Consider the following 25975-nt stretch of genomic DNA (forward strand, 5'->3'; position numbering starts at 1 on the left):
GGCCGCCCCCGCTCACCGCCGGAGAGGTGTGTGAGCCGTTTCCGGCAGCCGCAGGTACACCAGCGACGACAGCAGGCAGAGCACCGCGACGTACCAGGGGAAGAGCCCGGCGTGGCCCACCTCCTTGAACAGCGTGCCCACGTACGGAGCCGTGCCGCCGAAGAGGGCGACCGTCAGCGAGTAGGGGAAGCCGATGCCGGCCGCGCGGACCCGGGGCGGGAAGATCTCCGCGTTCACGGCCGCGCTGATCGAGGTGAACCCGGTCAGCAGCACCATGCCGGCGCAACTCACGAGCAGCAGCACGGCGAAGGAGTCGCGCAGGGCGTGCAGCAGGGGCACCGTGAGCAGGGCGAAGCCCAGGCCGAAGAAGAGGAGCAGGGGGCGGCGGCCGAAGCGGTCCGACAGCAGGCCGCCGAGCGGTTGCAGCAGCGCGAAGAAGGCCAGTGAGATCGTGCTCACGAGCAGCGTGTCCGACTTCTCCAGCCCCGCGTTGAGTTCGGCGTACGTCGGCAGGTACGACGTCCACGTGTAGTAGGCGATGGTGCCGCCCGCCGTGATGCCGCCGATGAGGAGCGACTCGCGCGGGTGCCGGCGCAGCGCCTCGAACAGACCGGGGCGCGGGGCCTTCTGCTGCTCGGCGCTGCGGGTCTCCTGCGCGCCCTGCCGGATCCAGAAGCCGACCAGGCTCAGCACGGCCCCGAGCATGAACGGGACCCGCCAGCCCCAGCCGTTCATCTGCCCGTCGCTCAGGGTGTCCACGAGCAGCGCGGCGATGCCGGAGGCGACGAGCTGCCCCACGGTCGTCGACACGTACTGGAAGCTGGAGAACAGACCGCGCCTGCCGGGGCCCGCCGACTCGACCAGGAAGGTCGTCGAGGCCGCGAACTCGCCGCCCACGGACAGGCCTTGCAGCAGCCGCGCCAGGACGAGGATCACCGGCGCCAGCACGCCCACCGCCGCGTACGTCGGGGTCAGCCCGACGAGCAGGCTGCTGCCGCCCATCAGCAGGATGGTGACCGTCAGCGCGGCCCGCCGACCGTGCCGGTCCGCGACCGCGCCCATCAGCAGCCCGCCGACCGGCCGCATGAAGAAGCCCACCGCGAAGACCGCGAACGTGGACAGCAGCGGCACCAGCGAGTTGTCCGCGCTCTTCGGGAAGACCTGGGCGGCGATGTAGGTGGCCAGAAACGTGTAGGCGTACCAGTCGTACCACTCCACCGCGTTGCCCACCGAGGCGGCGAGGAGCTGGCGAACGGGCCGTTTCGTCGGCGGGGAAACCGTCTGCGTCTCTGTCACGTCCATGACCCTCCCCGGGCAGCGCCCCGGCACACCTCACGTACCGGCGACTTTCACACGAGTGTCACCGGCCCCTTCCTTGACGTTTGGTGTCCCTGAAACACTCCTTCCGCGCAGATTCCGTCATGTTCCGGCCATCCCGTACCTCAGGATGAGAGGTCTGTCCTTCATGTCCGAAGTCAACCGGCGCCGCTTTCTCCAACTCGCGGGTGCCACCACGGCCTTCAGCGCACTGTCCGCCAGCATCCAGCGCGCCGCCGCGCTCCCGGCCAACCACCGCACCGGGTCGATCGAGGACGTCGAGCACATCGTCGTCCTGATGCAGGAGAACCGCTCCTTCGACCACTACTTCGGCACGCTGAGAGGCGTCCGCGGCTTCGGCGACCCGCGTCCGGTCACCCTCGACAACGGCAAGCCGATATGGCACCAGGAGAAGGACGGCAAGGAGCTCCTGCCGTTCCACCCGGACGCCGACGACCTCGGCATGCAGTTCCTGGAAGGCCTACCGCACTCCTGGCCCGACGGCCAGCAGGCCTACAACGGCGGCAAGTACGACAAGTGGCTGCCCGCCAAGGGCACCACGACCATGGCGTACCTGACCCGCGAGGACATCCCCTTCCACTACGCCCTCGCCGACGCCTTCACCGTCTGCGACGCCTACCACTGCTCGTTCATCGGCTCCACCGACCCGAACCGCTACTACATGTGGTCCGGCTACACGGGCAACGACGGCACCGGCGGCGGCCCGGTCCTCGGCAACGACGAACTCGGCTACGGCTGGACGACCTACCCCGAGCGCCTGGAGCAGGCCGGCATCTCCTGGAAGATCTACCAGGACATCGGCGACGGCCTCGACGCGAAGGGCTCCTGGGGCTGGATCGAGGACGCCTACCGCGGCAACTACGGCGACAACTCCCTGCTGTACTTCGACAAGTACCGGGACGCCAATCCCGGCGACCCGTGGTACGACAAGGCCCGCACGGGCACGAACGTCAAGGCCGGCGACGGCTACTTCGACCTGCTGAAGGCCGACGTCAAGGCGGACAGGCTGCCGCAGATCTCCTGGATCGCCGCCCCCGAGGCGTTCTCCGAGCACTCCAACTGGCCGTCGAACTACGGCGCCTGGTACATCGCCCAGGTCCTGGACGCCCTCACCGCCAACCCGGAGGTATGGGCGAAGACGGCCCTGTTCATCACCTACGACGAGAACGACGGCTTCTTCGACCACGTCGTACCGCCCCTGCCGCCGAAGGACGCGTCCCGCGGCAAGTCCACCGTCGACGTCTCCCTCGACCTCTTCCCCGGCGACGGCAAGAACACGGCCGGCCCCTACGGCCTCGGGCCGCGGGTGCCGATGCTGGTCGTCTCGCCGTGGAGCAAGGGCGGCTTCGTCTGCTCGGAGACCCTCGACCACACCTCCATCCTGCGGTTCATGGAGCGCCGCTTCGGCGTGCGCGAGCCCAACATCTCACCGTGGCGCCGGGCGATCTGCGGTGACCTGACCTCCGCGTTCGACTTCTCCCGCAAGGACACGCGGCCCGCCCCGCTGCCCGGCACCGACGAGTACGAGCCGCAGGACCGCGAACGCCACCCCGACTACAAGCCCACCCCGCCCGCCGACCCGCGCATGCCCCGGCAGGAACGCGGCCTGCGCCGCGCCCGGCCGCTGAAGTACGCACCGTACGTGGACGCCTCGGTCGACGCGGCGGCCGGGAAGCTCACCCTCGCCTTCGCCTCCGGGCCGAAGGCCGGCGCCGCCTTCCACGTCACCTCCGGCAACCGCACCGACGGCCCCTGGATGTACACCACCGAGGCCGGCAAGACGCTCTCCGACACCTGGAACTCGGACTGGTCGGCGGGCTCGTACGACCTGACCGTGCACGGACCGAACGGCTTCGTGCGGGTCTTCAAGGGGTCGAACAGGACGGCCGGCTGCGAGGTCACCGCGCGCCACACCGGTGACGACATCGAGCTGACCTTCGCCAACAAGGGCTCCGGCACGGCACGGCTGAAGGTCTCCGACGGTTACGGCGGCCGGCCCTCGACCGTCACCGTCCGCCCGGGCGCGAAGGTGCGGCGGACCGTCGAGCTCGCCGCCAGCCGCCGCTGGTACGACCTGACCGTCACGGCCGAGGGCGACGCGGCGTTCCTGCGGCGGTTCGCGGGACACGTCGACAACGGTCGGCCGGGCGTGAGCGACCCGGCGCTCATCACCGCGTAGCCGTGGTGAGGTGACCCGGATCGTGCGGCCGGGGCACCAACACCGGTTCGGCCGCGGCCGAACCGGGTTCCAGGGCCAGGACGGCGGCCACCGGATGGTCGTCGTCCGCCGGGGCGGGCCCGGGCGTCGCCCGGCTGAGCAGCACCACGCCCCAGGACGCCAGACCGCCCCCGGCGAGCGCCAGCAGCACGCCCGCCGGGCCGCCATGGAGGCGCTCGCCCAGCAGCGACAGGCCGATCACCGCGGCGGCCAGCGGGTTGGCCAGGGTCACCACCGCGAGCGGGCCGCCGAGACCGCCCCGGTAGGCCGTCTGCGACAGCAGCAGCCCACCGGCCGCGAAGGCCCCCACGAGCAGCGCCACCCCGACCACCTGGACGCTCAGCAGCGGACCGGACCGGTCCATCGCGGCCACCGTCACGGTCTGCGTGAGGGCCGAGGCGACCCCGGAGGCCACGCCGGACGCGCTCGCGTGCCGCAGCCCCGGGCGGGCGCCCGGCCGGGACAGCACCCCGATGAGGACCGCCGTGGCGCCCGCGACCGCCAGCGCCTCCGGAACGCTCAGCACGTCGTCGGGCGCCGGACCGGACGCCGTGACCAGGATCGCGCCCAGGCCGAGCAGCGTCAGCGCGATGCCCCTCCACTCGACGGCGCTCACCCGCCGCCCCGCGAGCCGCGCGCCCATCGGCACCGCCGCGACCAGGGTGAGCGCGCCGAGCGGCTGGACCACGGTCAGCGGACCGTACTTCAGCGCCACGACGTGCAGCAGCGCGGCAGCCGCGTTCAGCCCGACCGACCACCACCAGGCGCCACTGCCGAGCAGCCGCAGCGTGCCCGCGCCGGGCGAGCGGGAGGCGAGCCGCTCCTGGGCGACCGCGGCGGCCGCGTAGGCGACGGCGGAGACGAGGGACAGGACCACGGCGACGAGGACGGCGCTCATCGGCCGGCCCCCGCGAGCACTTGCTCCTCGGTTTGGACCTGGGCCCGGGCCGGTACGAGCCTGCCCTGCGCGCGGCCCGCCGTCGTCGCCGTGCGGTGCGGCGAGCGAAGCGAGATGGGGGTCCCTCCGGACGAAGCCTGGGGGAGGATCACCGCGAGCGCGACACCCAGCAGGCCCGTCGCCACGATCGCGTCGAGCCAGTAGTGGTTCGCGGTGCCGACGATCACCAGCAGCGTCAGCAGGGGATGCAGCAGCCACAACCAGCGCCACCGCGAGCGGGTCGCCACGACCAGGCCGACCGCCACCATCAGAGCCCAGCCGAAGTGCAGCGACGGCATCGCAGCGAACTGGTTCGACAGGGAGTCGGTCGCGGGACTGCCGTACACCGACGGACCGTAGACCCGCGCCGTGTCCACCAGGCCGGTCGCGGTCAGCATGCGCGGCGGGGCGAGCGGGAACAGCAGGTGCAGCACCAGGGCGGCGGCGGTGACGGCGGCCAGTACCCGGCGGGCCCACACGTAGTGGGCCGGGCGGCGCAGGTAGAGCCAGATCAGGAAGGCGGCGGTGGCCGGAAAGTGGACGGCCGCGTAGTAGGTGTTCGCGATGTGCACCAGGCCGTCGCCGTGCAGCAGCAGGGACTGCACCGTCCCCTCGCCGGGCAGATGGACCGCTCGTTCGAAGTCCCACACGCGGTAGGCGTTGTGGAAGGCCTCGCCGGTGTGGCCCGTGGCCAGCTGCCGGCCGAACTTGTAGACGAGGAAGAGCCCCGCGACGAGCAGGAACTCCCGGACGAGCGGCGGTCGCGCTATCGCGTCGGACCCCGCCGGCGCAGGCTCGGTGCGGGCATTCATCCCCCGGCCCCTTCGGTGACGGTGGTGCTGTTATCGGTACGAGTGCGTACCGATACGGCAGTGTACCGATACGGCCGCGTACCGGTACACTGGCGTATCGATAGACGAAGGACACACCGCCGGCCGGGAATTTTCCGGCCGCCCGAGGAAGGGCAGGAGCACAGCCCATGACGTCGCAGGCTGCGGACCGACCCGAGCCGGTCGGTTCCTCGCGCCGCTCCAAGATCACGCCCGAGCGTGAGCAGGAGTTCTACGACGCCGTGCTGGAGCAACTCCGCGAGTGCGGCTACGACTCCGTCACCATGGAGGGGATCGCGGCCAGCACCCGGTGCAGCAAGTCCACGCTCTACCGTCAGTGGAAGACCAAGCCTCAGTTCGTGGCGGCGGCGCTGCGCTCCCACCGGCGGACGCGCTGCATCGACACCGGCTCGCTCGCGGACGACCTGCGCGAGGCCGCCCGGGCGGCGGGCGAGCTGTCGGGCCGGGACACCAAGCTCCTCCAGGCGCTCGCCCATGCCGCGCCCCAGGACGCCGAGCTGCAGCGCGCGTTGCGCGAGGCACTGGTCGAACCGGAGATCGCCGCGCTGAAGGAGATCATCCGGCGCGGGGTCGAAAGGGGGGAGGTGCCCGCCGATCATCCGGCGCTGGAGTACATCCCGGCGCAGATGTTCGGCGTCCTGCGCATCCGGCCCGTCCTGGAGGGCGAGGACGCGGACCCCGACTATCTGGTCCGCTTCGTGGAGGCGGCCGTGCTGCCGGCACTCGGCCTCACCTGAGACCCGGGCCGCCGTCCCCGGATGACCGGACGGCGACCCGACCGCGCCGACCCGGGGGGACGGGGGCGGCGCGCACCCCCCGGCCGGGTGGGGTTCCCCTGTGAGCGGCGGGGGCGCCCCACCCGGCCGACGGTGTCCGGGGGGGCGCGGGCCGTCTGGCCCCCACACGTCGCCGTCCGGGCCGATCAGACGTCCTGGCCGTTGCCGCCGCCCGTCGACACCTTGATGCCCCTGGTGATCTCGTCCAGGACGGACTCCTTCTGGTCGGCGTCGATGCCGAAGCGCACGACGACCATCTGCCTCGCGTTCGCGGGGGAGGGGAACGCGAGCGACTCCACGATGCCGTCGGCGCCCTTGCTCGTGACGGCCTTCCAACGGACCAGATAGCCCTTCTGCCCGGCCACGGTCACGGACTTGGCGGCCAGCACGTCGTGGGAGGTGATCCCGCCGTAGGACTTGCCGCCGTAGGACTCCTCGGCGTTCGCCGCGATGTCCGCCTTCGCGACCTCCTCGGCGGTGCCGCCCTTGGTGCCGAGGGCCAGGGCCGGTGCCGAGTAGGCTCCGCCCTTCGTGCAGGTCGAGGTGGTGTCGCCGGGGCACTTGTAGGAGTCGTCGGATGTTATCTGGGCGCCGGCCATGATCTCCTGGCCGTACCAGCCCTCCGGGATCGGCAGGCTGATGCCGCTGACCGCGTCGGTCACCGACCCGCTCCTGATCTTCGGCGGCTCGGACTGCTCGGGCGCCGGGCTGGGCCCGCCGGAGCCACCGGAGCCACCTGATCCGCCGTCACCGCCGGAACCCCCGGATCCGCCGCCCGGCCCGCCGAACGGACCGCCCTGACCCCCGGGTCCGCCCGGGCCGCCCGGCGCCTGCGAGGTGGCGGAACCGCCGCCCGGGCCGCCGTTGTCGGTCAGCGCGTACACGCCGACACCGATGCTGGCGAGCACAACGACGGCTGCCGCCACGGCTATCCCGATCCGCAAGCCTCGCCCTCGGCCGGCGGCCGGAGGCGCGGCGGGGTAGGCGGGATACCCGGGAGCGGCCGGATGCCCAGCGCCGGGCGGATATCCGGCGGCTCCTGGATACCCGGCGGCTCCTGGTTGTCCGGCATGGCCCGAATGCCCGGAGGCTCCAGAGGCTGCGGCGCCGGTCGGATGCCCGGCGCCGGCCGGACTCCCGGCGGCTCCTGGTTGTCCGGCATGGCCCGGATACCCCGGGGCTCCTGGCGCGCCGGCACCACCCGGACTCCCAGCAGCACCCGGACTCCCAGCAGCACCCGGTGCCCCGGCATCAGCCGGCTGTCCCGCTTCCGGCTGTCCAACGCCGGTCGGCTGTCCGGCACCACCCGGCTGCCCGGGGGCTCCCGGTGCGCCCGCATCACCCGGCCGCCCAGCGGCCCCCGGCTCCCCCGCGGACGACGTGCCCCCTGAGGACGACGTATCCCCTGAGGACGACGTATCCGCTGAGGGCGCCGGACCCGACAACGGCGCATCACCAGGCGCCGGATCCGTCGGGGAGGCCCCCGCCGCCTGCCGCTGCGTAGGGGGACCCCAGGCCGCGGTCGGCTCCGCCGGACGGATGCGGTCCGTCCAGGCCCTGCCGTCCCACCAGCGCTCGGTGGCGGGCCCGTCACTTTTCTGTCCGGGGTCGGGGTACCACCCGGGAGGAGTCTCCTGCGTCATGCCCCCACCGTATGAGGCGTGGGTGAAAGTGGCATGAGAGGAGCCGAACGGATCGCGTCAGCCCAGCGGCAGGCGCGTCGGCCTCCGGCCGGCCGGCGGGTGAAGGCGCAGCCCGTCCAGGCCCAGGGTCACCGACCCGAGCACGCTCGGATGCCGGGCCCGGTGCTCGCGGGCCCGGGGCCGGGCAGGGCCGTGCAGGGTCAGGGACCCCAGGGTCGCGAAGGCGTAGGCCCACCGTCCGGGCCGCGAGCATGGTCAAGGTGGCGACGACGTCCTCGGCGGGCAGTGTCCCGAACCCGGCCGGAGTGTCCCGCAGATGGCCGACCTGGTCGCCGAGGCGGCCGAAAAGCGCCGCCCCGACGGGCCGGAAGAAGAACGCGAGCGCGAAGGAGGCGTACGTCTTCACCAGAGCCTCGGCCTCGCTGCCGCCTCCGGCGTGAAGAACCGCGCGGCGATGATCGTCGAGAAGTAGCCGTAGACGCCGAACTGGTACCACTCGATGAGATTGCCCACCGCCCCCGCGACCAGCGCCCGGCGGCCGCGCCGCGTGTCCCGTTCCCGGTGAATGAACGTCATCTACCGTGCCACCGCGCGCCGTTGACCCCGAATGCGCCTGGTGACGGGCCGACCGCGTCGTCCGGCCGTACCAGTGTCACCCGTCACGGCAACAGGTGCCCGGTCCGCCCTGCACTCAGGCAATCGGAGGACTACGCTCGATGTCTGTACGTCATTCGGCGACTTGGGGAGGTAGCGGTATGACGGAGGTACGGCCCACGGCCGGCGCCTCGGCTTCCCTGTGGGAGCGCGACGAGGAAGTCGCCGCCGTCGCGCGGGCGGTCGACCGCCTGTGCGCGGACCGCTCCTCGTCCGGCGGGCTGCTGGTCTTCCGCGGCGAGGCCGGACTCGGCAAGACCGCGCTGCTGGCCGAAACTCGCCGCATCGCCGAGGCACGCAACTGCGCGGTCTGGTCGGCACGCGGCGGCGAGACCCTCAGGTCGGTCCCCTTCAACGTCGTACGGCAGTTGCTGCAACCGGCGCTGGTGTCGATGCTGCCGGAGGAGGCACGCGAGTACCTCGGCGACTGGTACGACATCGCCGGGCCCGCTCTCGGCATTGCGGACCCCGGCGACCGGCAGGCCGACCCGCAGGGCGTGTGCGACGGCCTGGTCGCCGCCGTGCGCCGGCTCTCCCGCCGGGAGTGGCCGCTGGTGCTGCTGATCGACGACGCCCACTGGGCCGATCAGGAGACCCTGCACTGGCTCGCGGGGCTCGCCGAGCGCCTCGACGAGATGTCCCTCCTGGTCGTGGTCACCCGCCGCCCGGGCGCGGTCTCCGGCGCGAGTGCCCGGCACCTCGACACCGTCGCCGCCGCCGCGGACGGCCCCGTCACGACCCTCAGCGCCCTCACCCCGGACGCCACGGCCGGACTCACCCGCGCCACCCTGGGCGAGCAGGCCGACGCCGCGTTCTGCCGCGAGGTGTGGGCCGTCACCGCCGGCAACCCCTACGAGACCGTCGAACTCCTCGCCAAGGTGCGGGACAGCGAACTCGAACCGGTCGAAGCCAGGGCCGGGGAACTGCGCGAGCTGAACCGCTCGGCCCGCGGCGGCGGCCTCGTCGCCCGCCTGGAGGAACTCGGCATCGACGCCACCAGGTTCGCCTGGGCCGCCGCCATCCTCGGCACCGGCATCTCCATCGACCTGGTCGCCAAGCTCGCCACCCTGAAGCCCGACAACGCCCGGCGCTGCGCCGAACTGCTGCGCACCGCCCGGATCCTCACCGCCCCCGACCCGACGACCGGCCGCACCGGCGAAGGCGACCTGGAGTTCGTCCACCCGCTGATCGCCACCGACGTCTACAACTCCATCCCGGACGCCCTGCGCACCGCCATGCACGGCATCGCCGCCCGCATCGTCACCGACGAGGGACACGGAGCCGCGGCCGCCGCCCGCCACCTCCTCGAAGTCCACCCGGACGACGACGAGGAACTCGTCGAGCAACTGCGCGAGGCCGCCCGCGAGCACCTCGCCGTCGGCGCCCCCCGACGCGGCCCGCCGCTGCCTGGAACGCGCGCTGGAGGAACCACCCCGGCCCGAGGTCCACGCACACGTCCTGTACGAACTGGGCTGCGCCACCCTCCTGACCGTGCCCGCCAGGACGATCGGCCACCTGCGGACCGCGCTCGGCATGCCCGGCCTCGACGGTGACGACCGGGTGGACGCCGTCGTCCGCCTGTCCCAGGCACTCGTCCACAACGACCAGTTGGAGGAGGCCGTCCGCATGGTCGAGTCGGAGGCGGCCCGGCTGGAACCCGGACCCACCCGGATGCGGCTGGAGGCCGTGCGCATCATGTGGGAGGGGATCCACGCCGGTGAGGTGGCCTCACCGGGCCGCTCCGAGCGCCTGGCCGAGCTCGCGCGGACCTGCACCGGCCGGGACAACTCCGAACGTGCGCTGCTCATCCTGCGCGGCTTCGACGCCCTGATGCACGGCGAGAACGCCGAGGAGGTCGTCGAGCTGTGCGACCGCGCCCTCGTCAACGGCCGCCTGGCCCCCGGACTCGGGTGGACCGGCAGCGAGTGGGGCATCGAACTGCTGCTGATGCTGGCCAACGCGTACGCCTTCACCGACCGCATCGACCGCGCCGAAAGCCTCTTCAACGAGGCCGTGCGCACCTACGAGATCGCCGGCTGGACCGGCGGACACCTCGCCCTGGCGCACGCCTACGTCGGCGTCGCGCACCGCAGGCGCGGCCGTCTGGAGGACGCGGAACAGTCCCTGCGCGAGGCGCTGCCCCTCGCCGAGCGGGTCGGTCGCGGACTGCCCCTGTACTGGACCGTGACCTGCAATCTCGTCGACACGCTGCTCGCCCGCGGTCATGTGGACGAGGCCTGGGACGTCGCCGACCGGTATGGCTTCGCCCCGCCCTACCCGTCGACCATAGTGCTTCCGGATCCGCGGGCGGTGCGCGGCCGCCTGCTGCTCGCCGTCGGCCGCACCAAGGACGGCATCAACGAACTGGAGGCCGCCGAGAAGGCGGCGGCCGCGCGCGGCCACCACAACCCCGTGCTCGTCCCCTGGGCGGCCGACCTCGCCCGGGCCCTGGCCACCGAGGACCCGGCGCGCGCAGCCCGGCTCGCCGTCGATGTCCGTCGGCAGGCGGAGCGCTTCGGCACGGACACCGCCATAGGAGAGGCCCTGCGCTGCGCCGCGGCGCTGGAGACCGGCCAGCGCGCGGTCCGCCTCGCCGCCCAGGCCCTGACCTACCTGGAGTCCTCGCCCTGCCAGTACGAGCACGCGGCGGCCCGCATCGAGTACGGTATCGCCGCCCGCTCGGCGGCCGACCTCCACCGCGGCCTGGACCTGGCCGTCTCCTGCGGCGCGGACGGACTGGCGGACAGGGCACGGGCGGCACTGGAGACGGGTGCCGGACCCGGGTAGCTCAGGCGCCGAGCAACTGGTCGGTCACCGCGGCGAGTCGCTTGCGCACCCCGGGGTCGTACGCCGCCTCATGGGCCCGTGCCGGGCTCGTCCCGTCGTAGTACCGGCCGCTGCCCAGGTCGCGCGTGGCCAGGGCCAGCACACCGGCCGCCCCGTCGGCGACCGTGTTCCACGGCGTGACGTCCGCCTCGCGGACCATCGCCGTGTCCATGTAGGTCGCCGGGTGCAGTACGTTCACCGAGACGCCGGTGCCGTCCAGTTCCTCGGCGAGCGCGAAGGTGTGCGCGGCGACCGCGAACTTGCTGCGGCAGTACGCCGACACGCCGTCGTAGCCGCGGGTGAACTCGGGGTCCTCGACGTCGAGGGGTTCTTGACCGGCCGAGCCGACGTTGACGATCCGCGCCGGCGCGTTCGCCCGCAGCACCGGCAGCAGGGCCCGGGTCAGCACGACCGGAGTCAGATAGTTCACCGCCAGTCGCAACTCGTGCCCGTCGGCGCTCAGCTCACGGCCCGCACCGGGCCTCCCGGACCCCACGCCCGCGTTGTTGACCAGCACGTCGAGCTCGGGATGCGCGTCGGCGACGTGCGCGGCCAGCTCGCGCACCTGCGCCAGCGAGGCCAGGTCGGCGACGAACGCCTCGGCGTCCCCCACGGCGCGCAGTTCCCCGGCCAGCCGCTCGGTGCGGCCCGCGTCCCGGCCGTGGACGAGGACGACATGCCCGGAGCGGACGAGTTCGAAGGCGACGTACCGGCCGAGCCCCGAGGTGGCGCCGGTGATCAGGATGGTGGACATGCCCCCACCGTAGGCACGCCGTGCGGGACCGAGCGAGATTACGCCGGGACTACGACCAGCGGGGTCACCCTGCGGCCCCGTCCTCTTCGGCCAGCACCCGCTGCGCCGTCGCGAACGCCGAGTTCGCCGCCGGCACCCCGCAGTACACCGCCGTCTGGAGCAGCACCGCGCCGATCTCCTCCGGCGTGAGCCCGTTGCGGCGCGCCGCCCGGACGTGCATGGCCAGTTCGTCGTAGTGGCCGTGCGCGACGAGCGCGGTCAGGGTGATCATGCTGCGCTCGCGGCGCGACAGCGTCGGTTCGGTCCAGATCTCGCCCCAGGCGTAGCGCGAGATGAAGTCCTGGAAGCGCGCCGTGAACGGAGTCTGCCGGGCCTGCGCCCGGTCGACGTGTACGTCGCCGAGCACCTCGCGCCGCACCTCCATACCGCGCCCGGCAGGCCCGTCGAAGTGCGCGCGCAGCGCGGTCAGCACCGCCTGAGGGCACTGCGCGGGCGCCAGGTGCGAGGCGCCCGGGATCTCCACGAGCGCCGCACCCGGCACCGCGTCCGCGATCTGACGCAGATGCGCGGGCGGTGTCGCCGGATCGTCCCGTCCGGCCACCAGCAGGGTCGGCACGGCGATCTCGGGCAGCCGGTCCCGCAGATCGAAAGCGGCGAGCGCGTCACAGCAGGCGGCGTACGCGTCCGGGTCGGCGCGACGATGGTCGTCCACCAGCTCCGGCACGGTGAAACCGGACGTGAACCAGCGCGCGTCCGCACTCTCCGCCAGCCCGGCCAGCCCTTCCCGCCGCACCAGCGCGGCCCGTTCCTCCCAGGGCTTCGCCCCGTTGAAGTGCGCGGAGGAGCAGATCACGGCGAGGGACGACAGCCGCTGCGGACGGTGTACCGCGAGATGCAGCCCCACGGCCCCGCCCAGCGACACCCCCGCGTACGCGAACCGCTCGATGCCGAGCGAGTCGGCGAGCGCCAGCACCAGGTCGGCGAGGTCACCGACCGTCGCGCCCGCACGGATGAGATCGGCCGCCGAGCCGCCGTGCCCCGGCAGATCCCAGCGGACCACCCGATGGGTGATCGACAGCTCGGGGGCCACCTTGTCCCACAGGGCGTTCGACGTGCCGAGCGAGGGCCCGAGCAGCAGCGGGGGTGCGGAAGCGGGCCCTTCGGCACGGTGGGCGAGGAGTGTCAACGTCGCTCCAGAGCACGGTCGGTGAGGGCTCCGGCGGAGCCGGTGTAATGGGTGGGATCGAGGTCGGCGTCCGCCAGCTCCGGTGCCCGATCCAGCGGGCGCCCCTCGGAGGCCAGCCGGGTCAGGAGTTCCTTGGCGCGGGCGCGGCCCAGCACCGGGGCCAGCTCGGCGGACAGCCGCTCGGAGACGATCAACCCGTGGGTGAGATCCAGGTGTTCGCGCATGACCTCGGGCCTGACCCGCAGTCCCTCCGCCAGCTCGACGGCGTCCCGGGCGGCCCCGCCGGCCAGCCGCAGCAGGTCCCGCAGCGGCTCCCACTCCGCGTGCCAGGCCCCGGCCGGCCGCTCGTCCTCGGCCGCCAGCGACCCGTACAGCGTGGCCGCGAGCTGCGGTGCCCGCCGCGCGGCGGAGGCGATGAGGGTGGACCGTACGGGATTGGACTTGTGCGGCATGGCGGAGGAACCCCCGCCGCTGCTCTCCGCGACCTCGGCGATCTCGGTGCGCGACAGGGTGAGGACGTCCACGGCGACCTTGCCGAGCGCGCCGGCCGTGAACGCCAGGCACCCCGCGAGATCGGCAATGGGCGTCCGCAGGGTGTGCCAGGGCAGGCCGGGTGCCCGGAGCCCGAGTTCGCGGGCGTACGCCACCGGCAGCGCCGTCGGATCGTTCGCGCCGTACGCCCCGAAGGCCGCCAACGTTCCCGCCGCGCCGCCGAGTTGGACGGGCAGAGACTCTCGTACGGCCTTCACCCGATCCCGCGCGTCGAGGACCAGCGACCGCCACCCGGCCGCCTTCAGCCCGAACGTGGTCGGTACGGCGTGCTGGGTGAGCGTCCGCCCCGGCATCGCGGTGTCACGGTGCTCGGCGGCCAGGCGGGACAGGGCCTTAGCGGTGCAGCCGAGGTCGGCGAGGACCAGGTCCAGGGTGCGCACGGCGACCAGCACCGTCGCGGTGTCCATGATGTCCTGGCTGGTCGCGCCCCGGTGGACGTAGGAGCCGTACTCCTCGCCGACGGCCTTCGTCAGCTCCGCGACCAGGGGAATGACCGGGTTGCCGCCCGCGCGGGCCCGCTCGGCGAGGGACCGGACGTCGAAGGCGCCGGCGTCGGCCGCCTCGGTCACCGCCGTCGCCGCCTCGGCGGGGGCCAGCCCGAGCGCCGTCTGGGCCCGGGTCAGCGCGGCTTCCGCGTCGAGCAGCGCCCGCAGATAGGCGTGGTCGCTCGTGGCGGACGCGGCCGCCGAGTCGGCCCACCCGGGGGCGAGCAGGCCGGTGTCACCAGGGGCAGCTGTCACTGGAACTCCAGGAAGACCGTCTCGCCTTCGCCCTGAAGGCGGATGTCGAAACGGTACGTGCCGCCCGCCTCCGCCACGGCGATCAGCGTGTCGCGGCGCCCGTCCTCCAGCCGGGACAGCAGCGGATCGGCGGCGAGCACCGCCTCGTCACCCGGCAGGTAGATGCGGGTGTACAGGTGCAGGAGAAGCCCGCGCGCGAAGACGCACACACTGATGTACGGGGCGCTCCGCCCGCGCGCGCCGGGCCGCAGGGTGCGCGCGTACCAGTGACCGTTCGCATCGGTCTGGATACGTCCCCAGCCCGTGAACTCCACGCCGTTGCGCCCCAGGAAGCCGCCCGAGGCCGGGTCGCGGCGCATCGAACCGTCGGCCGTCGGCACGTTGCCGTCCGGGTCCGCGCCCCACAGCTCGATCAGGGCGTCGGGCAGCGGGTTGCCCGCGCCGTCGGTGACGTACCCGTGCACGGTGACCGTGTCCGGATGCCCGAGGGGCGCGATGTCCTCGCCGCCGCGGAACGGCAGGGCGTGGCCGTAGAACGGGCCGACGGTGTGCGACGGGGTGGGCAGCACGCTCTCCGGCCTGCTGGTGTCGATCTTCGTCATGGCAGGTCAGCGCCCTTCTTCGATCCAGGTGGCGTTCGGGCCGTCCAGCACGATGTCCCAGTGGTAGCCCATCGAGAACTCCGGCACCGACAGGCCGTGGTCGTACGTCGCGATCAGCCGCTGCCGGGCCGCGTCGTCGGTCACCGACTGGATGATCGGGTCGTAGGGGAACAGCGGGTCGCTCGGGAAGTACATCTGCGTCACGAGCCGCTGGGTGAACGCCGTGCCGAAGACCGAGAAGTGGATGTGCGCGGGCCGCCAGGCGTTGAGGTGCTGGCGCCACGGGTATGGGCCCGGCTGGACGGTGGTGAAGTGGTAGCGGCCCTCGTCGTCGGTGAGCGTGCGGCCCACGCCGGTGAAGTTGGGGTCCAGCGGGGCGTCGTGCTGCTCGCGCTGGTGGGCGTAGCGGCCCGCCGAGTTGGCCTGCCAGATCTCCACCAGCTGGCCGCGCACCGGGCGGCCGTCGCGGTCCAGCAGCCGGCCGGAGACGGTGATGCGCTCACCGATCGGCTCGCCGTCGTGCTGCCGGGTGAGGTCGTTGTCGATCTCGGTGATGTCCCGCTCCCCGAAGGCCGGGGAGGCCAGCTCCACCAGCTCCGGGTCCTTGCTGACGTCGATCGTGACCGGCGGCTGCTTGGGATGGCGGAGCACCGAGGAGCGGTACGGGGCGTAGTCGCGACGCGGCTGGTGCTCGACGGGCCCGCCGTCGGCGAGCCGCTTCTCGTACGCGGCGCGCTCGGCCGCGATCTCCTGGTCGATGTCGTGCTGGGTGAGAGTCATGGGGTCCCCTGAAAGGTTCTTCCGGATCGCGCCCCAAGGGGCGCGGGGCTGTTGTCGATGTGCGGCTCCGCCGCGCGGGCGCGACCAGCCACAGACGGGCTGTAGTCGCGCGGATCGCCTAGCGTTCGAGTACGAGGGCGAGTCCTTGGCCCACCCCGATACACAGCGTGGCGACACCGACACCGCCGCCACGCCGGGCCAGCTGATGGGCAACCGTGCCGGCGAGCCGAGCCCCGGACGCACCCAGCGGATGGCCAAGAGCGATCGCACCACCCTGCGGATTCAGAATCGCGGGATCGAACTCGGGCCACTCGGCCACACACCCCAGCACCTGCGCGGCGAACGCCTCGTTCAGCTCCAGCACGGACAGGTCGTCGAAGCCCTTGCCGGCCTTGGCCAGGGCCCGGTTGACGGCCTCGACGGGCGCCAGCCCGAAGTACTGCGGGTCGGTCGCGGAGACGCCGGTAGCGGAGACCCGGGCCAGCGGCTCGCGCCCCGTGGCCTTCAGCCCCTCCTCGTCGACGAGCAGCAGCGCCGCCGCACCGTCGTTCAGCGGCGACGCGTTGCCCGCCGTCACCGTGCCGCCCTCCTTACGGAACGACGGCTTCAGCTTGGCCATCGCCGCCAGGGAGGCATCCGCACGGACGCTCTCGTCGGCGGCGAAGACCACCGCGTCACCCTTGCGCTGCGGAATCGTCACCGGCGCCAACTCGCCCTCGAACAGGCCCTGTCGCTGTGCCGCCGCAGCCTTCTCGTGACTGCGCAGTGCGAACTCGTCCTGCTGCTCCCGGCCGATCTTGTGCTTGTCGGCGATGAGTTCCGCGCTCTCGCCCAGCGGGATCGTCCACTGCGGCTCCATGCGCGGGTTGACCATGCGCCAGCCGAGGGTCGTGGAGTACAGCTCGGTGTGCCCGGCCGGGAAGGGCTTGTCGCTCTTCGGCAGCACGTACGGCGCCCGGGTCATCGACTCGACCCCGCCGGCCAGTGCGATCGAGGCGTCGCCGAGCGCGATGGCACGGGCCGCCTGGATCACGGCCTCCAGTCCGGACGCGCACAGCCGGTTGACGGTCACACCCGGCACGGAGGTGGGCAGGCCCGCGAGCAGGGCGGCCATCCGGCCGACGTTGCGGTTCTCCTCACCGGCGCCGTTGGCGTTGCCGAAGTACACGTCCTCGATGCGCCCCGGGTCCAACTGCGGGGTACGGGCCAGGAGCTCGCGGATGGCGTGCGCGGCCAGGTCGTCCGGGCGCACGCCGGCCAGTGCGCCGTTGTAGCGGCCGATCGGCGTGCGGACCGCGTCGACGATGTAGACGTCCTTCACTTCACGCCCTCCGGCACGGTCAGTTCGGCGTCGGTCCTGGCGACGATCTCGGCGGCGGTCACGCCCGGCGCGGTCTCGACCAGGACGAGCCCGTCGTCGGTGACGTCGAGGACGCCGAGGTCGGTGATGATCCGGTTCACGCACGCCTTGCCGGTCAGCGGCAGGGCGCACTCGGTGAGGATCTTCGGGGAGCCGTCCTTGGCGGTGTGCGTCATGACGACGATGACGGTGCGGGCGCCGTGCACCAGGTCCATCGCCCCGCCGATCCCGGTGATCAGCTTGCCGGGGATCGCCCAGTTGGCCAGGTCGCCCCGCTCGGACACCTGCATGGCGCCGAGCACGGCCACGTCGATGTGCCCGCCCCGGATCATCGAGAACGACAGCGCCGAGTCGAAGAACGACGCGCCCGGCAGGACCGTCACCGTCTCCTTGCCGGCGTTGATCAGGTCCGGATCGACCTGGTCCTCGGTGGGGTAGGGGCCGGTGCCCAGGATGCCGTTCTCCGATTCGAGGACGACCTCCACGCCCTCGGGCAGGTAGTTCGGGATGAGCGTGGGCAGGCCGATGCCGAGATTGACGTACTGGCCGTCCCTCAGCTCCCGCGCCGCCCGGGCGGCCATCTCCTCGCGACTCCAGGCCATCAGGACCTCACCGTCCGCTGCTCGATCTTCTTGTCCGCCGCCTGCTCAGGGGTGAGCGCGAGCACCCGCTGTACGAAGATCCCCGGCAGGTGCACCGCGTCCGGGTCGATCTCGCCGGGCTCCACCAGCTCCTCCACCTCGGCGATCGTGATCCGCCCGGCCATCGCGGCCAGGGGGTTGAAGTTCCGGGCGGACTTGCTGAAGAGCAGGTTGCCGTGCCGGTCGCCCTTCGCGGCCCGGACCAGGGCGAAGTCGGTGCGGATGCCCCGCTCCAGCACGTACTCCGTGCCGTCGAACTCCCGGACCTCCTTCGCCGGCGAGGCCACCGCGACACCCCCGGAGCCGTCGTAGCGCCACGGCAGCCCGCCCTCGGCGACCTGCGTGCCCACCCCGGCCGGGGTGTAGAAGGCGGGGATCCCGGCGCCGCCGGCCCGCAGCCGCTCGGCCAGCGTGCCCTGCGGGATCAGCTCGACCTCCAGCTCACCGGCCAGGTACTGGCGGGCGAACTCCTTGTTGGCGCCGATGTAGGAGCCCGTCACCCGGGCGATCCGGCCGGCGGCCAGCAGGACCGCCAGGCCCGACTCCATCGCCCCGCAGTTGTTGGAGACCACCGACAGCCCGGCCACCCCGCGCTCGTACAGCGCCCCGATCAGCACGTTCGGCACACCGCTCAGCCCGAAACCGCCCACCGCGAGCGACGCGCCGTCCGGGACGTCGGCCACCGCCTCCAGGGCTGTGGCGACCACCTTGTCCATCCGAGAAGCCCCATCTCTTCCGAGCGTCCCGACCCAGATTTAGTCAGGGCACTGAGTATTTCCGCGAAGCTTGTCTCACGCTGCCACCGGGACGGCAGGGCGTCAAGACCTCGGTGTTTCCGTCTCTGATCCCCTGTGCGGACGGCAGACAGTCGAGGAGTAGCCGAGTATTGTTCAGTGCACCGACGAAAACGAGCAAGGGGTGCACATGGCGGCGGCGGACCTCACCACCCACCCCGGGCACCTGGCCCGGCGGCTCCAGCAGGCGCACTACCTGCTGTGGAACACGATGGTCTCCGAGGAGATCACCTCGCCCCAGTACGCGGTCCTCAACACACTCGTCGCCGAGCCCGGCCTGGACCAGCGCACGGTGGGGGAGCGGGTAGGGCTGGACCGGTCGACCATCGCCGAGGTGATCAGCCGGCTCAGCCGGCGCGGACTCCTCGACAAGGTCCGCGACCCGGAGGACGGCCGCCGTTTCCTGCTGCGTCTCACGGAGGAGGGCGTGCGCACCCACCGCAAGCTGACCGTGCGCACCGCCCGGATGAACCAGGTGTTCCTCGCCCCGCTGACCGCCGAGGAGCGGACGGTGTTCTTCGACCTCATCCGGCGGGTCGCGGACGCGGCCGAGGGTCTGCGCAACCCGGGGGAGTCCCTGGTGGCGCCCCGCTGACGGACGCGGCCCGCAGGTCAGGACGCCTTGGCGTACACCACCCACACCTGGCCCTTCGCAAAGTTCACCGGGGTGCCGTCGCCGGTGGTGAACGCCGTGCCGTCCGCGGCGTCCGCGCGCTTCCAGTTCACGTCGTAGGCCCGCCCGTCGCGCAGCACCCTGGCCTTCCCGGAGCCCACCGTCTCGGTGTACGGCGTGTTGTTGCCGAGGAAGTCGCGGAATTCGGACGCGCGCACCTTCACGTACTGCACGACGACCGTCGCTGCCGCCATCCGCTTCCCGTCGGCCGTCGTGGCGGGCGCGTCGTCCATGCCGACCAGCCAGCGATCCTGGGCGTCCGACCAGGTGAAGGTGAAACTGGCCGCCGGGTAGCGCACCGTCTGCGAGGTCGTCGCCGTGCCGCCGGCCGGGGCGGAGCCGTAGCGGAAGCCGGTGGTGAGGGCGGCCTGTCCGGGTGCTTCGGGCAGGAGCCGCTCGGGCCGCAGATAGAGGTTGTGCGGGGCGGGCTTGCCGGAGCCGCGGAAGTAGGCGTCGGAGGCGCTGCCCGGCGTCTCCGGCCGCAGCGGTGCCCTGTCGATCAGCGGCAGGAGCTTCTTCTGCGCGCCGGAGAAGGCGAGGATGGGCCGGTCGAACTGGCGCAGCAGCTCCAGATCCGACTCGCGTGCGCTGCGCACCGGGCCGACCGTCTTCGGCAACTGCGTCGCGTACACGGCCATCAGCCGGCTCAGCCCGCCCTCGACCTGCTCCGCGTACACCACGTCCGCGGCGTCGACGCCCGTGTGCGGCCGGGCCGCGGCGGCGTTGTCGAGCTTGACGGCGAGCACGGAGGCACCGGTCGCCGAGGGCGATGTCCCCTGCTCCACCTCCCTGGGGGATCCCCGTCCGTCGTCGCCGGGACCGCCCCCGCCGGTGCAGCCCGCCGTCAGGGCGGCCGTCACCGTGGCGGCCAGCAGCGCCGCTGTCGTCGCGGCGCGCCGTCCGCGCGCCCCTCGTTCCCTGCCCACCGTCGCCACCGGCCTCATGTCATCGATTTGTCTTGATTGTGCACTTGCATGTCCACCGATGGCCATACTCGATCGATTATGACGGAACGTCTTCGCTTCGTCCGCCGATCGGCTCAAGGTCAAGGTTCAGCGCGGGACGCCCGGGTACCCGGGCCTCGCCGGCTGACCGACGCGCACGCTGACGGAGGGAGCGCGAGGCGATGAGGGCAGTGACCTGGCAGGGCAAGCGGGACGTCCGGGTGGAGAACGTGCCCGATCCGGAGATCCAGGAACCGACGGACGCGGTCATCCGCATCACCTCCACCGGGCTGTGCGGCTCCGACCTGCACCTGTACGAGGTGCTCACGCCGTTCATGACCCCCGGGGACATCCTCGGCCACGAACCCATCGGCATCGTCGAGGAGGTCGGCGCCGGTGTCCCGGACCTCCAGGCCGGGGACCGGGTCGTGGTGCCGTTCCAGATCGCCTGCGGCAACTGCTGGATGTGCCTCACCGGCCTGCCCACCCAGTGCGAGACCACCCAGGTGCACGGCGAGGGCATGGGCGCCGCCCTGTTCGGCTACACCCGCCTGTACGGCGCGGTGCCGGGCGCCCAGGCCGAGTACCTGCGCGTCCCGCAGGCGCAGTACGGCCCGATCAAGGTGCCACAAGGCCCGCCCGACGACCGTTTCGTCTACCTCTCCGACGTCCTGCCCACCGCCTGGCAGGCGGTCGTCTACGCCGACGTCCCGCAGGGCGGCAGCATCGCCGTGCTCGGCCTCGGACCCATCGGCGACATGGCCTGCCGCGTCGCCCAGGTGCGGGGCGCCGGGCGGGTGTTCGGCGTGGACCTGGTCACGGAGCGGCTGCGCCGGGCGCGCTCGCGCGGTGTGGAGACGTACGACCTCAGGTCCTTCGACAACGAGAAGGAACTCGTCGCGGCGATCCGCGACGAGACCGACGGCCGCGGCCCCGACGCTGTGATCGACGCGGTCGGCACCGAGGCCCACGGCAGCGCGGCGGCGCGCATGATGCAGAACGCCTCGGCGATGCTGCCCCGCAAACTGAGCGGCCCGCTCGCCGAACGCTTCAGCGTCGACCGCCTCGCCGCCCTCTACACCGCAATCGACCTGGTGCGCCGCGGCGGCACCATCTCGCTGTCCGGTGTCTACGGCGGCACGGCCGACCCCATGCCGCTGCTCACCCTCTTCGACAAGCAGATCCAGATCCGGATGGGCCAGGCCAACGTCCGCCGCTGGAGCGACGACATCATCCCGTACCTCACCGACGAGGACCCGCTCGGCGTCGAGGACTTCGCCACCCACCGGGTGCCGCTGTCGGATGCCCCGCACGCCTACGAGATGTTCCAGCGCAAGCAGGACGGCGCGGTCAAGGTACTGATGCAGCCCTGAGCCCCTGAGTCCTCAGGCCCCGAAGATCTCCGCCAGGTCGTAGCGGACCGGCTCCTGAAGCTGCGCGTACGTGCAGCTCTGCGGGGTCCGGTCCGGGCGCCAGCGGCGGAAACGGGCGGTGTGCCGGAAACGCTGCCCGTTCTCCATGTGGTCGTACGCCACCTCCGCCACCCGCTCCGGCCTCAGCGGCACCCACGACAGGTCCTTGCGGCCCGACCAGCGGCTCGGCGCCCCGGGCAGCCGGGCCTTCTCGTGCGCCGCCTCGTCGGACCAGGCCGCCCACGGATGCCCCTCGACCTCGTCCATGCGCAGCGGCTCCAGCTCCTCCACCAGCTCGGCGCGCCGCTTCATCGGGAACGCGGCGGACACGCCCACGTGCTGGAGGGTGCCCCGGTCGTCGTACAGGCCGAGCAGCAGCGAGCCCACCACGGGGCCGCTCTTGTGCAGGCGGTACCCGGCGACGACCACGTCCGCCGTCCGCTCGTGCTTGATCTTGAACATGGCGCGCTCGTCCGGGCGGTAGCGCACGGTCAGCGGCTTGGCGATGACCCCGTCCAGGCCCGCCCCCTCGTACTGCTCGAACCAACTGCGCGCCACCTCGATGTCGGTGGTCGCCGGAGCCAGGTGCACCGGCGCCGTCACGCCCGACAGCTCCCTGGTCAGCAGTTCCCGCCGGTCGGTCAGCGGGACGTCCATCACCGACTCGTCCCCCAGCGCCAGCAGGTCGAAGGCGACGAACGAGGCCGGTGTCCGCTCGGCCAGCATCCGCACCCGCGAGTCCGCCGGGTGGATCCGCTCCGTCAGCGCGTCGAAGTCCAGTCGCCCCTCCCTGGCGATCACGATCTCCCCGTCCACCACCGAGCGCTCCGGCAACCGCTCCCGCACGGCCGTCACCAGCTCGGGAAAATACCTGGTCAAAGGCTTACCGGTACGGCTGCCGAGCTCGACCTCGTCCCCGTCGCGGAAGACGATCGCCCGGAACCCGTCCCACTTCGCCTCGTACTGCATGCCCGCCGGGATCGCCGCCACGGACTTGGCGAGCATCGGCAGCACAGGGGGCATCACCGGCAGATCCATGGTCTGATTCTGCGCCCATATGTTCAGGTGCGCCCGACGTGCGAGGTGCGCGGGGCACGCCTACCGTGGCTCGCATGGGTGAAGCGGTGGAACTGGAGGTCGGCGGCCGGACCGTACGGCTGTCCAGCCCGGACAAGGTCTTCTTCCCCGAGCGCGGCTTCACCAAGCTGGACCTCGCCCGCTACTACCTGGCCGTCGGCCCCGGCATCCTGCGCGCCCTGCGCGACCGGCCCACCACCCTGGAGCGCTACCCCGAGGGCGTCACCGGCGAGAACTTCTTCCAGAAGCGGGCCCCGAAGAACATGCCCGACTGGATCCCGACCGCGCACATCACCTTCCCCAGCGGCCGCAGCGCCGACGAGATGTGCCCCACCGAGGTGGGTGCCGTGGTGTGGGCCGCCCAGTTCGGCACCCTCACCTTCCACCCCTGGCCGGTACGCCGCGACGACGTCGACCGCCCGGACGAACTGCGCATCGACCTCGACCCGCAGCCCGGCACCGACTACGAGGACGCCGTCCGCGCCGCCCACGAACTCCGTGCCGTGCTCGACGAGTTCGGCGGCCTGCGCGGCTTCCCCAAGACCTCCGGCGGCCGGGGCCTGCACGTCTTCGTGCCCATCGAACCGCGCTGGACCTTCACCCAGGTCCGGCGCGCCGCCATCGCCGTCGGCCGGGAGATGGAGCGGCGGATGCCGGAGCAGGTGACCATCAAGTGGTGGAAGGAGGAGCGGGGCAAGCGCATCTTCCTGGACTACAACCAGACGGCACGCGACCGCACGATCGCCTCCGCCTACTCCGTACGGCCCCGCCCGCACGCCCCCGTCTCCGCGCCCCTGCGCTGGGACGAGGTGGGAGTCGCGCACCCCCGCGACTTCGACCTCGCGACCATGCCCGGGCGCTTCGCCGAACTCGGCGACGTGCACGCGGACATGGACGACCACCGCTTCTCCCTGGAGGCCCTGCTCGACCTCGCCCGCCGCGACGAACACGACCACGGGCTGGGAGACCTGCCGTACCCGCCCGAGTATCCGAAGATGCCGGGGGAACCGAGGCGGGTACAGCCGAGCAGGGCCAGGAAGACGCCCGAAGGGCCTACAGCTCCTTGATCCGGATGTCGCGGTACGAGACCACGTCCGTCGTGCCGTGCACCTGGAGCCCGATGTAGCCGGAGGCGAACCGCCGCCCGTCCGTGCCCGGGTCGTCCGAGCGGGGCGGGGTGAACTCCTGACCGCCGGTGTTGTCGAACTCGTTGATCAGCACGCCGTTGCGGAACACCGAGTAGTGCTGGCCCTCCACACGGATCTCGTAGTCGTTCCAGGTGCCCTTCTGCGTCACGCCCGCGCCGGCCAGCCCCACGCGGTCGAAGCCGTAGACCGACCCCGTCTTGTACATGTCGCCGTCGGGCCGGTCGAGCACCTGCACCTCGTGCCCGTACTTGATGGCGACCCACTCCGGGCGGGACTCCTCCGGGTGGTCGTGGACCCACGGGAAGCGCACGAAGACGCCCGAGTTGGCGTTGCCGGTGCCGGGAGCGTCGTCACGCCACTGGAGCCGCAGCGAGAAGTCGCCGTACTTGCGCTGCGGGAACCACAGCATGCCCAGGCCGGGCTTCGTGGTGCCTGAGGTGATCGTCCCGTCCGAGGTCAGCCCGAACGAACCGCCGCCCACCTGCTGCCACTTGCCGAAGGACTCCGCGCTGCCGTCGAAGATCGCGCGATAGCCCTCGGTTTGCCCGGGCTTGCCGATGCCGGACTGGCGGGCGGCCTTGCGGATCGCGTTGTACTCCCGCTGGTCGATGACCCCTTCCTTCAGCAGACGGTCGAGGACGGACGTCACGTGCTTGAGGAACAGGGCGTGGGACGTCCACTCCTTCTCGTCCTCGATCAGCTCACCGATCCGGCAGCGGTTGTCGGTGACCCGGTTGCGCACTCCGGAGTCGACCGTGCCGACGATCACTGTCAACCGCTCGTCGTACTCGGGGCAGTCCGGCGCCGGGACCTGGCCGGAGACGACCGTGAAGGCCACCGTCAGGGCCGCCGAGGTGTTGCCCGCCTTGTCCGTCGCCCGGTACGCCACGGTGTGCGCGCCCGCCCGGTCGACCACGACCGGAGCCGTGTACGCCAGGTACGGCCCGCCGTCCAGCGAGTACTCGATCCTCTCGACGCCCGAGCCGTGCGCGTCGGTCGCCGTCACGGTCACCCGGGCGCTGTTGACGTACGCCCCGTCGGAGTTCCTCGTGCCGTCCACGGTCACGCCCGTCACCGGCGGGGTTGTGTCCTGCGGCGGAGCCGCCACGACCGTGAACCGCACGCTCTTCTCGGCCGCCACGTTGCCCGCCTTGTCGGTGGCGCGGTAGCGGACGGTGTGCTCGCCCACCTGGTGCACCATCACGGGCGCGGTGTACGGCTGCCACGCGCCGGAGCCGACCGCGTACTCGATCGTGTTCACCCCGGAGCCCGTGTCGGACGCGGAGACGGTGACCGTCGCCATGTCGATGTACGCCCCGTCGGCGTCGCGCTCGCCGCTCACCGTCGCCGAGGTCTCCGGCGCGGTCGTGTCGTCCGACTGCGGCGCCACCACCGTGAACTGCACGCTCTTCTCGGCGGAGACGTTCCCCGCCTTGTCGAAGGCGCGATAGCGCACCTTGTGGGCGCCGACCTGGTCGACGACGACCGGCGCGGTGTACGGCTGCCAGGCACCCGCGTCGCCGATCGCGTACTCGATCCTCTCGACGCCGGAGCCGCCCTCGTCGGTGGCGTGGACCGCCACGCTCGCCGAACCGACGTACTCGCCCTGCATGTTCTGCGTCCCGCTCACGTGCGCCGACGCCTCGGGCGCCGTGGTGTCCTCGCCGGTGCCCTCGGTCACCTCGAGGATGCCCTGCATCTGGCCGTGGCCGGGAATCGTGCAGTGGTAGAAGTACCGGCCGGGCGTGAGCGTGACCTGGGCGGTGTGCTTGCCGCCCTGGGCGTCGTTCGGATTGGCCAGGATGTTGAGCTGTACATCGTTGTTGAACTCGGGATCGCTGGTCACGAACGTCAGCGTGTGCGGCATGCCCGTGGTGTTGCCGGCGGCCACGCTGTTGTCGAACACGATCGTCGCGGTGCCGGCGACCGCCGTCTTCGGGGCCGAGAGGTACTTGTCGATGTCGTTGCCGGCCGTCCAGGTGAGGACCTGTTCGGCGGCCGGCGCCTGCGTCTGCCCGGCGGCGGGCATCGCCTGCACGCCGAGCATCACGAGCAGGGCGGCCAGCAGG

The 25975-nt window shown here is 72.3% G+C and carries 19 protein-coding genes and 4 pseudogenes; 6 read left to right on the forward strand and 17 right to left on the reverse strand.

The annotated features are described in order from the left end of the window. Positions 1–12 precede the first annotated feature (12 nt). Entirely contained in the window at positions 13–1296 is a 1284-nt protein-coding gene (locus PV963_RS38415) for an MFS transporter (RefSeq protein WP_274821060.1), read from the reverse strand. 169 nt (positions 1297–1465) lie between these two features. Here PV963_RS38415 and PV963_RS38420 point away from each other — a divergent pair, with 169 nt between their 5' ends. Next, positions 1466–3517 (forward strand): phosphocholine-specific phospholipase C, encoded by a 2052-nt coding sequence (locus tag PV963_RS38420; RefSeq protein WP_274821061.1) that lies wholly within the window; start codon positions 1466–1468, stop codon positions 3515–3517. Here PV963_RS38420 and PV963_RS38425 read toward each other — a convergent pair. Together PV963_RS38425 and PV963_RS38430 are read right to left on the reverse strand one after the other, a co-directional pair. Further along, entirely contained in the window at positions 3507–4454 is a 948-nt protein-coding gene (locus PV963_RS38425) for a hypothetical protein (RefSeq protein ID WP_274821062.1), read from the reverse strand. The genes PV963_RS38420 and PV963_RS38425 overlap by 11 nt on opposite strands. Next, positions 4451–5305, reverse strand: coding sequence for a phosphatase PAP2 family protein (locus PV963_RS38430; protein ID WP_274821063.1), 855 nt, complete (start codon positions 5303–5305; stop codon positions 4451–4453). Before PV963_RS38430 ends, PV963_RS38425 begins: the two co-directional genes overlap by 4 nt. A 167-nt stretch (positions 5306–5472) precedes the next feature. On the opposite strand from PV963_RS38430, the gene PV963_RS38435 reads away from it, so the two are divergent. Continuing rightward, positions 5473–6081 (forward strand): TetR/AcrR family transcriptional regulator, encoded by a 609-nt coding sequence (locus PV963_RS38435; RefSeq protein WP_274821064.1) that lies wholly within the window; start codon positions 5473–5475, stop codon positions 6079–6081. 185 nt (positions 6082–6266) lie between these two features. On the opposite strand, the pseudogene PV963_RS38440 reads toward PV963_RS38435, so the two are convergent. The 3 pseudogenes from PV963_RS38440 to PV963_RS38450 form a co-directional block, all read right to left on the reverse strand. Beyond that, positions 6267–7190 (reverse strand): annotated as a pseudogene (locus PV963_RS38440) (hypothetical protein); the annotation flags it as partial. 489 nt (positions 7191–7679) lie between these two features. Continuing rightward, positions 7680–7763, reverse strand: a pseudogene (locus PV963_RS38445) (DUF2510 domain-containing protein); the annotation flags it as partial. A gap of 319 nt (positions 7764–8082) precedes the next feature. Further along, positions 8083–8339, reverse strand: a pseudogene (locus tag PV963_RS38450) (MFS transporter); the annotation flags it as partial. Between the two features lie 179 nt (positions 8340–8518). Between PV963_RS38450 and PV963_RS38455 the strand changes: the two are divergent. Then, a pseudogene (locus PV963_RS38455) lies at positions 8519–11204 on the forward strand (ATP-binding protein). Between the two features lies 1 nt (position 11205). Here the strand turns inward: PV963_RS38455 and PV963_RS38460 are convergent. From PV963_RS38460 to PV963_RS38495, 8 genes are all read right to left on the reverse strand, one after another. Further along, on the reverse strand, positions 11206–11997 hold the full coding sequence (locus tag PV963_RS38460; protein ID WP_274821065.1) for an SDR family NAD(P)-dependent oxidoreductase: 792 nt from the start codon (positions 11995–11997) through the stop codon (positions 11206–11208). Positions 11998–12061: 64 nt separating this feature from the next. Then, entirely contained in the window at positions 12062–13183 is a 1122-nt protein-coding gene (gene pcaD, locus PV963_RS38465; RefSeq protein WP_274821066.1) for a 3-oxoadipate enol-lactonase, read from the reverse strand. After that, positions 13180–14475, reverse strand: a complete 1296-nt coding sequence (gene pcaB / locus PV963_RS38470) for a 3-carboxy-cis,cis-muconate cycloisomerase (protein ID WP_274821067.1) — start codon at positions 14473–14475, stop codon at positions 13180–13182. The genes pcaD and pcaB overlap by 4 nt, the downstream gene beginning before the upstream one ends. After that, positions 14472–15077 carry a protocatechuate 3,4-dioxygenase subunit alpha gene (pcaG, locus tag PV963_RS38475; protein WP_274821068.1) on the reverse strand — a complete coding sequence of 202 codons (606 nt, stop codon included), beginning with the start codon at positions 15075–15077 and terminating at the stop codon, positions 14472–14474. The genes pcaB and pcaG overlap by 4 nt, the downstream gene beginning before the upstream one ends. Before the next feature lie 6 nt (positions 15078–15083). Continuing rightward, positions 15084–15857 (reverse strand): protocatechuate 3,4-dioxygenase subunit beta, encoded by a 774-nt coding sequence (gene pcaH, locus PV963_RS38480; RefSeq protein ID WP_274821069.1) that lies wholly within the window; start codon positions 15855–15857, stop codon positions 15084–15086. A gap of 118 nt (positions 15858–15975) precedes the next feature. Continuing rightward, complete coding sequence (locus PV963_RS38485; RefSeq protein WP_274821070.1) at positions 15976–17178, reverse strand: thiolase family protein; 1203 nt, start codon at positions 17176–17178, stop codon at positions 15976–15978. Continuing rightward, entirely contained in the window at positions 17175–17819 is a 645-nt protein-coding gene (locus PV963_RS38490) for a CoA transferase subunit B (protein ID WP_274821071.1), read from the reverse strand. The genes PV963_RS38485 and PV963_RS38490 overlap by 4 nt, the downstream gene beginning before the upstream one ends. Then, positions 17819–18574: a CoA transferase subunit A gene (locus tag PV963_RS38495; RefSeq protein ID WP_274821072.1), complete on the reverse strand. Its 756-nt coding sequence runs from the start codon at positions 18572–18574 to the stop codon at positions 17819–17821. The genes PV963_RS38490 and PV963_RS38495 overlap by 1 nt, the downstream gene beginning before the upstream one ends. Before the next feature lie 208 nt (positions 18575–18782). Between PV963_RS38495 and PV963_RS38500 the strand changes: the two genes are divergently transcribed. Next, positions 18783–19247, forward strand: a complete 465-nt coding sequence (locus tag PV963_RS38500) for a MarR family winged helix-turn-helix transcriptional regulator (RefSeq protein ID WP_274821073.1) — start codon at positions 18783–18785, stop codon at positions 19245–19247. A gap of 17 nt (positions 19248–19264) precedes the next feature. Here PV963_RS38500 and PV963_RS38505 read toward each other — a convergent pair whose 3' ends face one another. Then, on the reverse strand, positions 19265–20269 hold the full coding sequence (locus PV963_RS38505; RefSeq protein ID WP_274821074.1) for a DUF3048 domain-containing protein: 1005 nt from the start codon (positions 20267–20269) through the stop codon (positions 19265–19267). Between the two features lie 182 nt (positions 20270–20451). Here PV963_RS38505 and PV963_RS38510 point away from each other — a divergent pair, with 182 nt between their 5' ends. Beyond that, complete coding sequence (locus PV963_RS38510; RefSeq protein WP_274821075.1) at positions 20452–21642, forward strand: zinc-dependent alcohol dehydrogenase; 1191 nt, start codon at positions 20452–20454, stop codon at positions 21640–21642. A gap of 12 nt (positions 21643–21654) precedes the next feature. Here PV963_RS38510 and PV963_RS38515 read toward each other — a convergent pair whose 3' ends face one another. Further along, positions 21655–22719, reverse strand: coding sequence for an ATP-dependent DNA ligase (locus PV963_RS38515; RefSeq protein WP_274821076.1), 1065 nt, complete (start codon positions 22717–22719; stop codon positions 21655–21657). A 74-nt stretch (positions 22720–22793) separates the two neighbouring features. Between PV963_RS38515 and ligD the strand changes: the two genes are divergently transcribed. Then, positions 22794–23825, forward strand: coding sequence for a non-homologous end-joining DNA ligase (gene ligD / locus PV963_RS38520; protein ID WP_274821077.1), 1032 nt, complete (start codon positions 22794–22796; stop codon positions 23823–23825). Here ligD and PV963_RS38525 read toward each other — a convergent pair. Further along, positions 23812–25953: an OmpL47-type beta-barrel domain-containing protein gene (locus PV963_RS38525; RefSeq protein WP_274822244.1), complete on the reverse strand. Its 2142-nt coding sequence runs from the start codon at positions 25951–25953 to the stop codon at positions 23812–23814. The two genes, ligD and PV963_RS38525, sit on opposite strands and share 14 nt — an antisense overlap. Positions 25954–25975 lie beyond the last annotated feature (22 nt).

Origin of the sequence: Streptomyces coeruleorubidus, assembly GCF_028885415.1 — a bacterium.
In the GTDB taxonomy this organism is placed as follows: Bacteria; Actinomycetota; Actinomycetes; order Streptomycetales; family Streptomycetaceae; genus Streptomyces; species Streptomyces coeruleorubidus_A.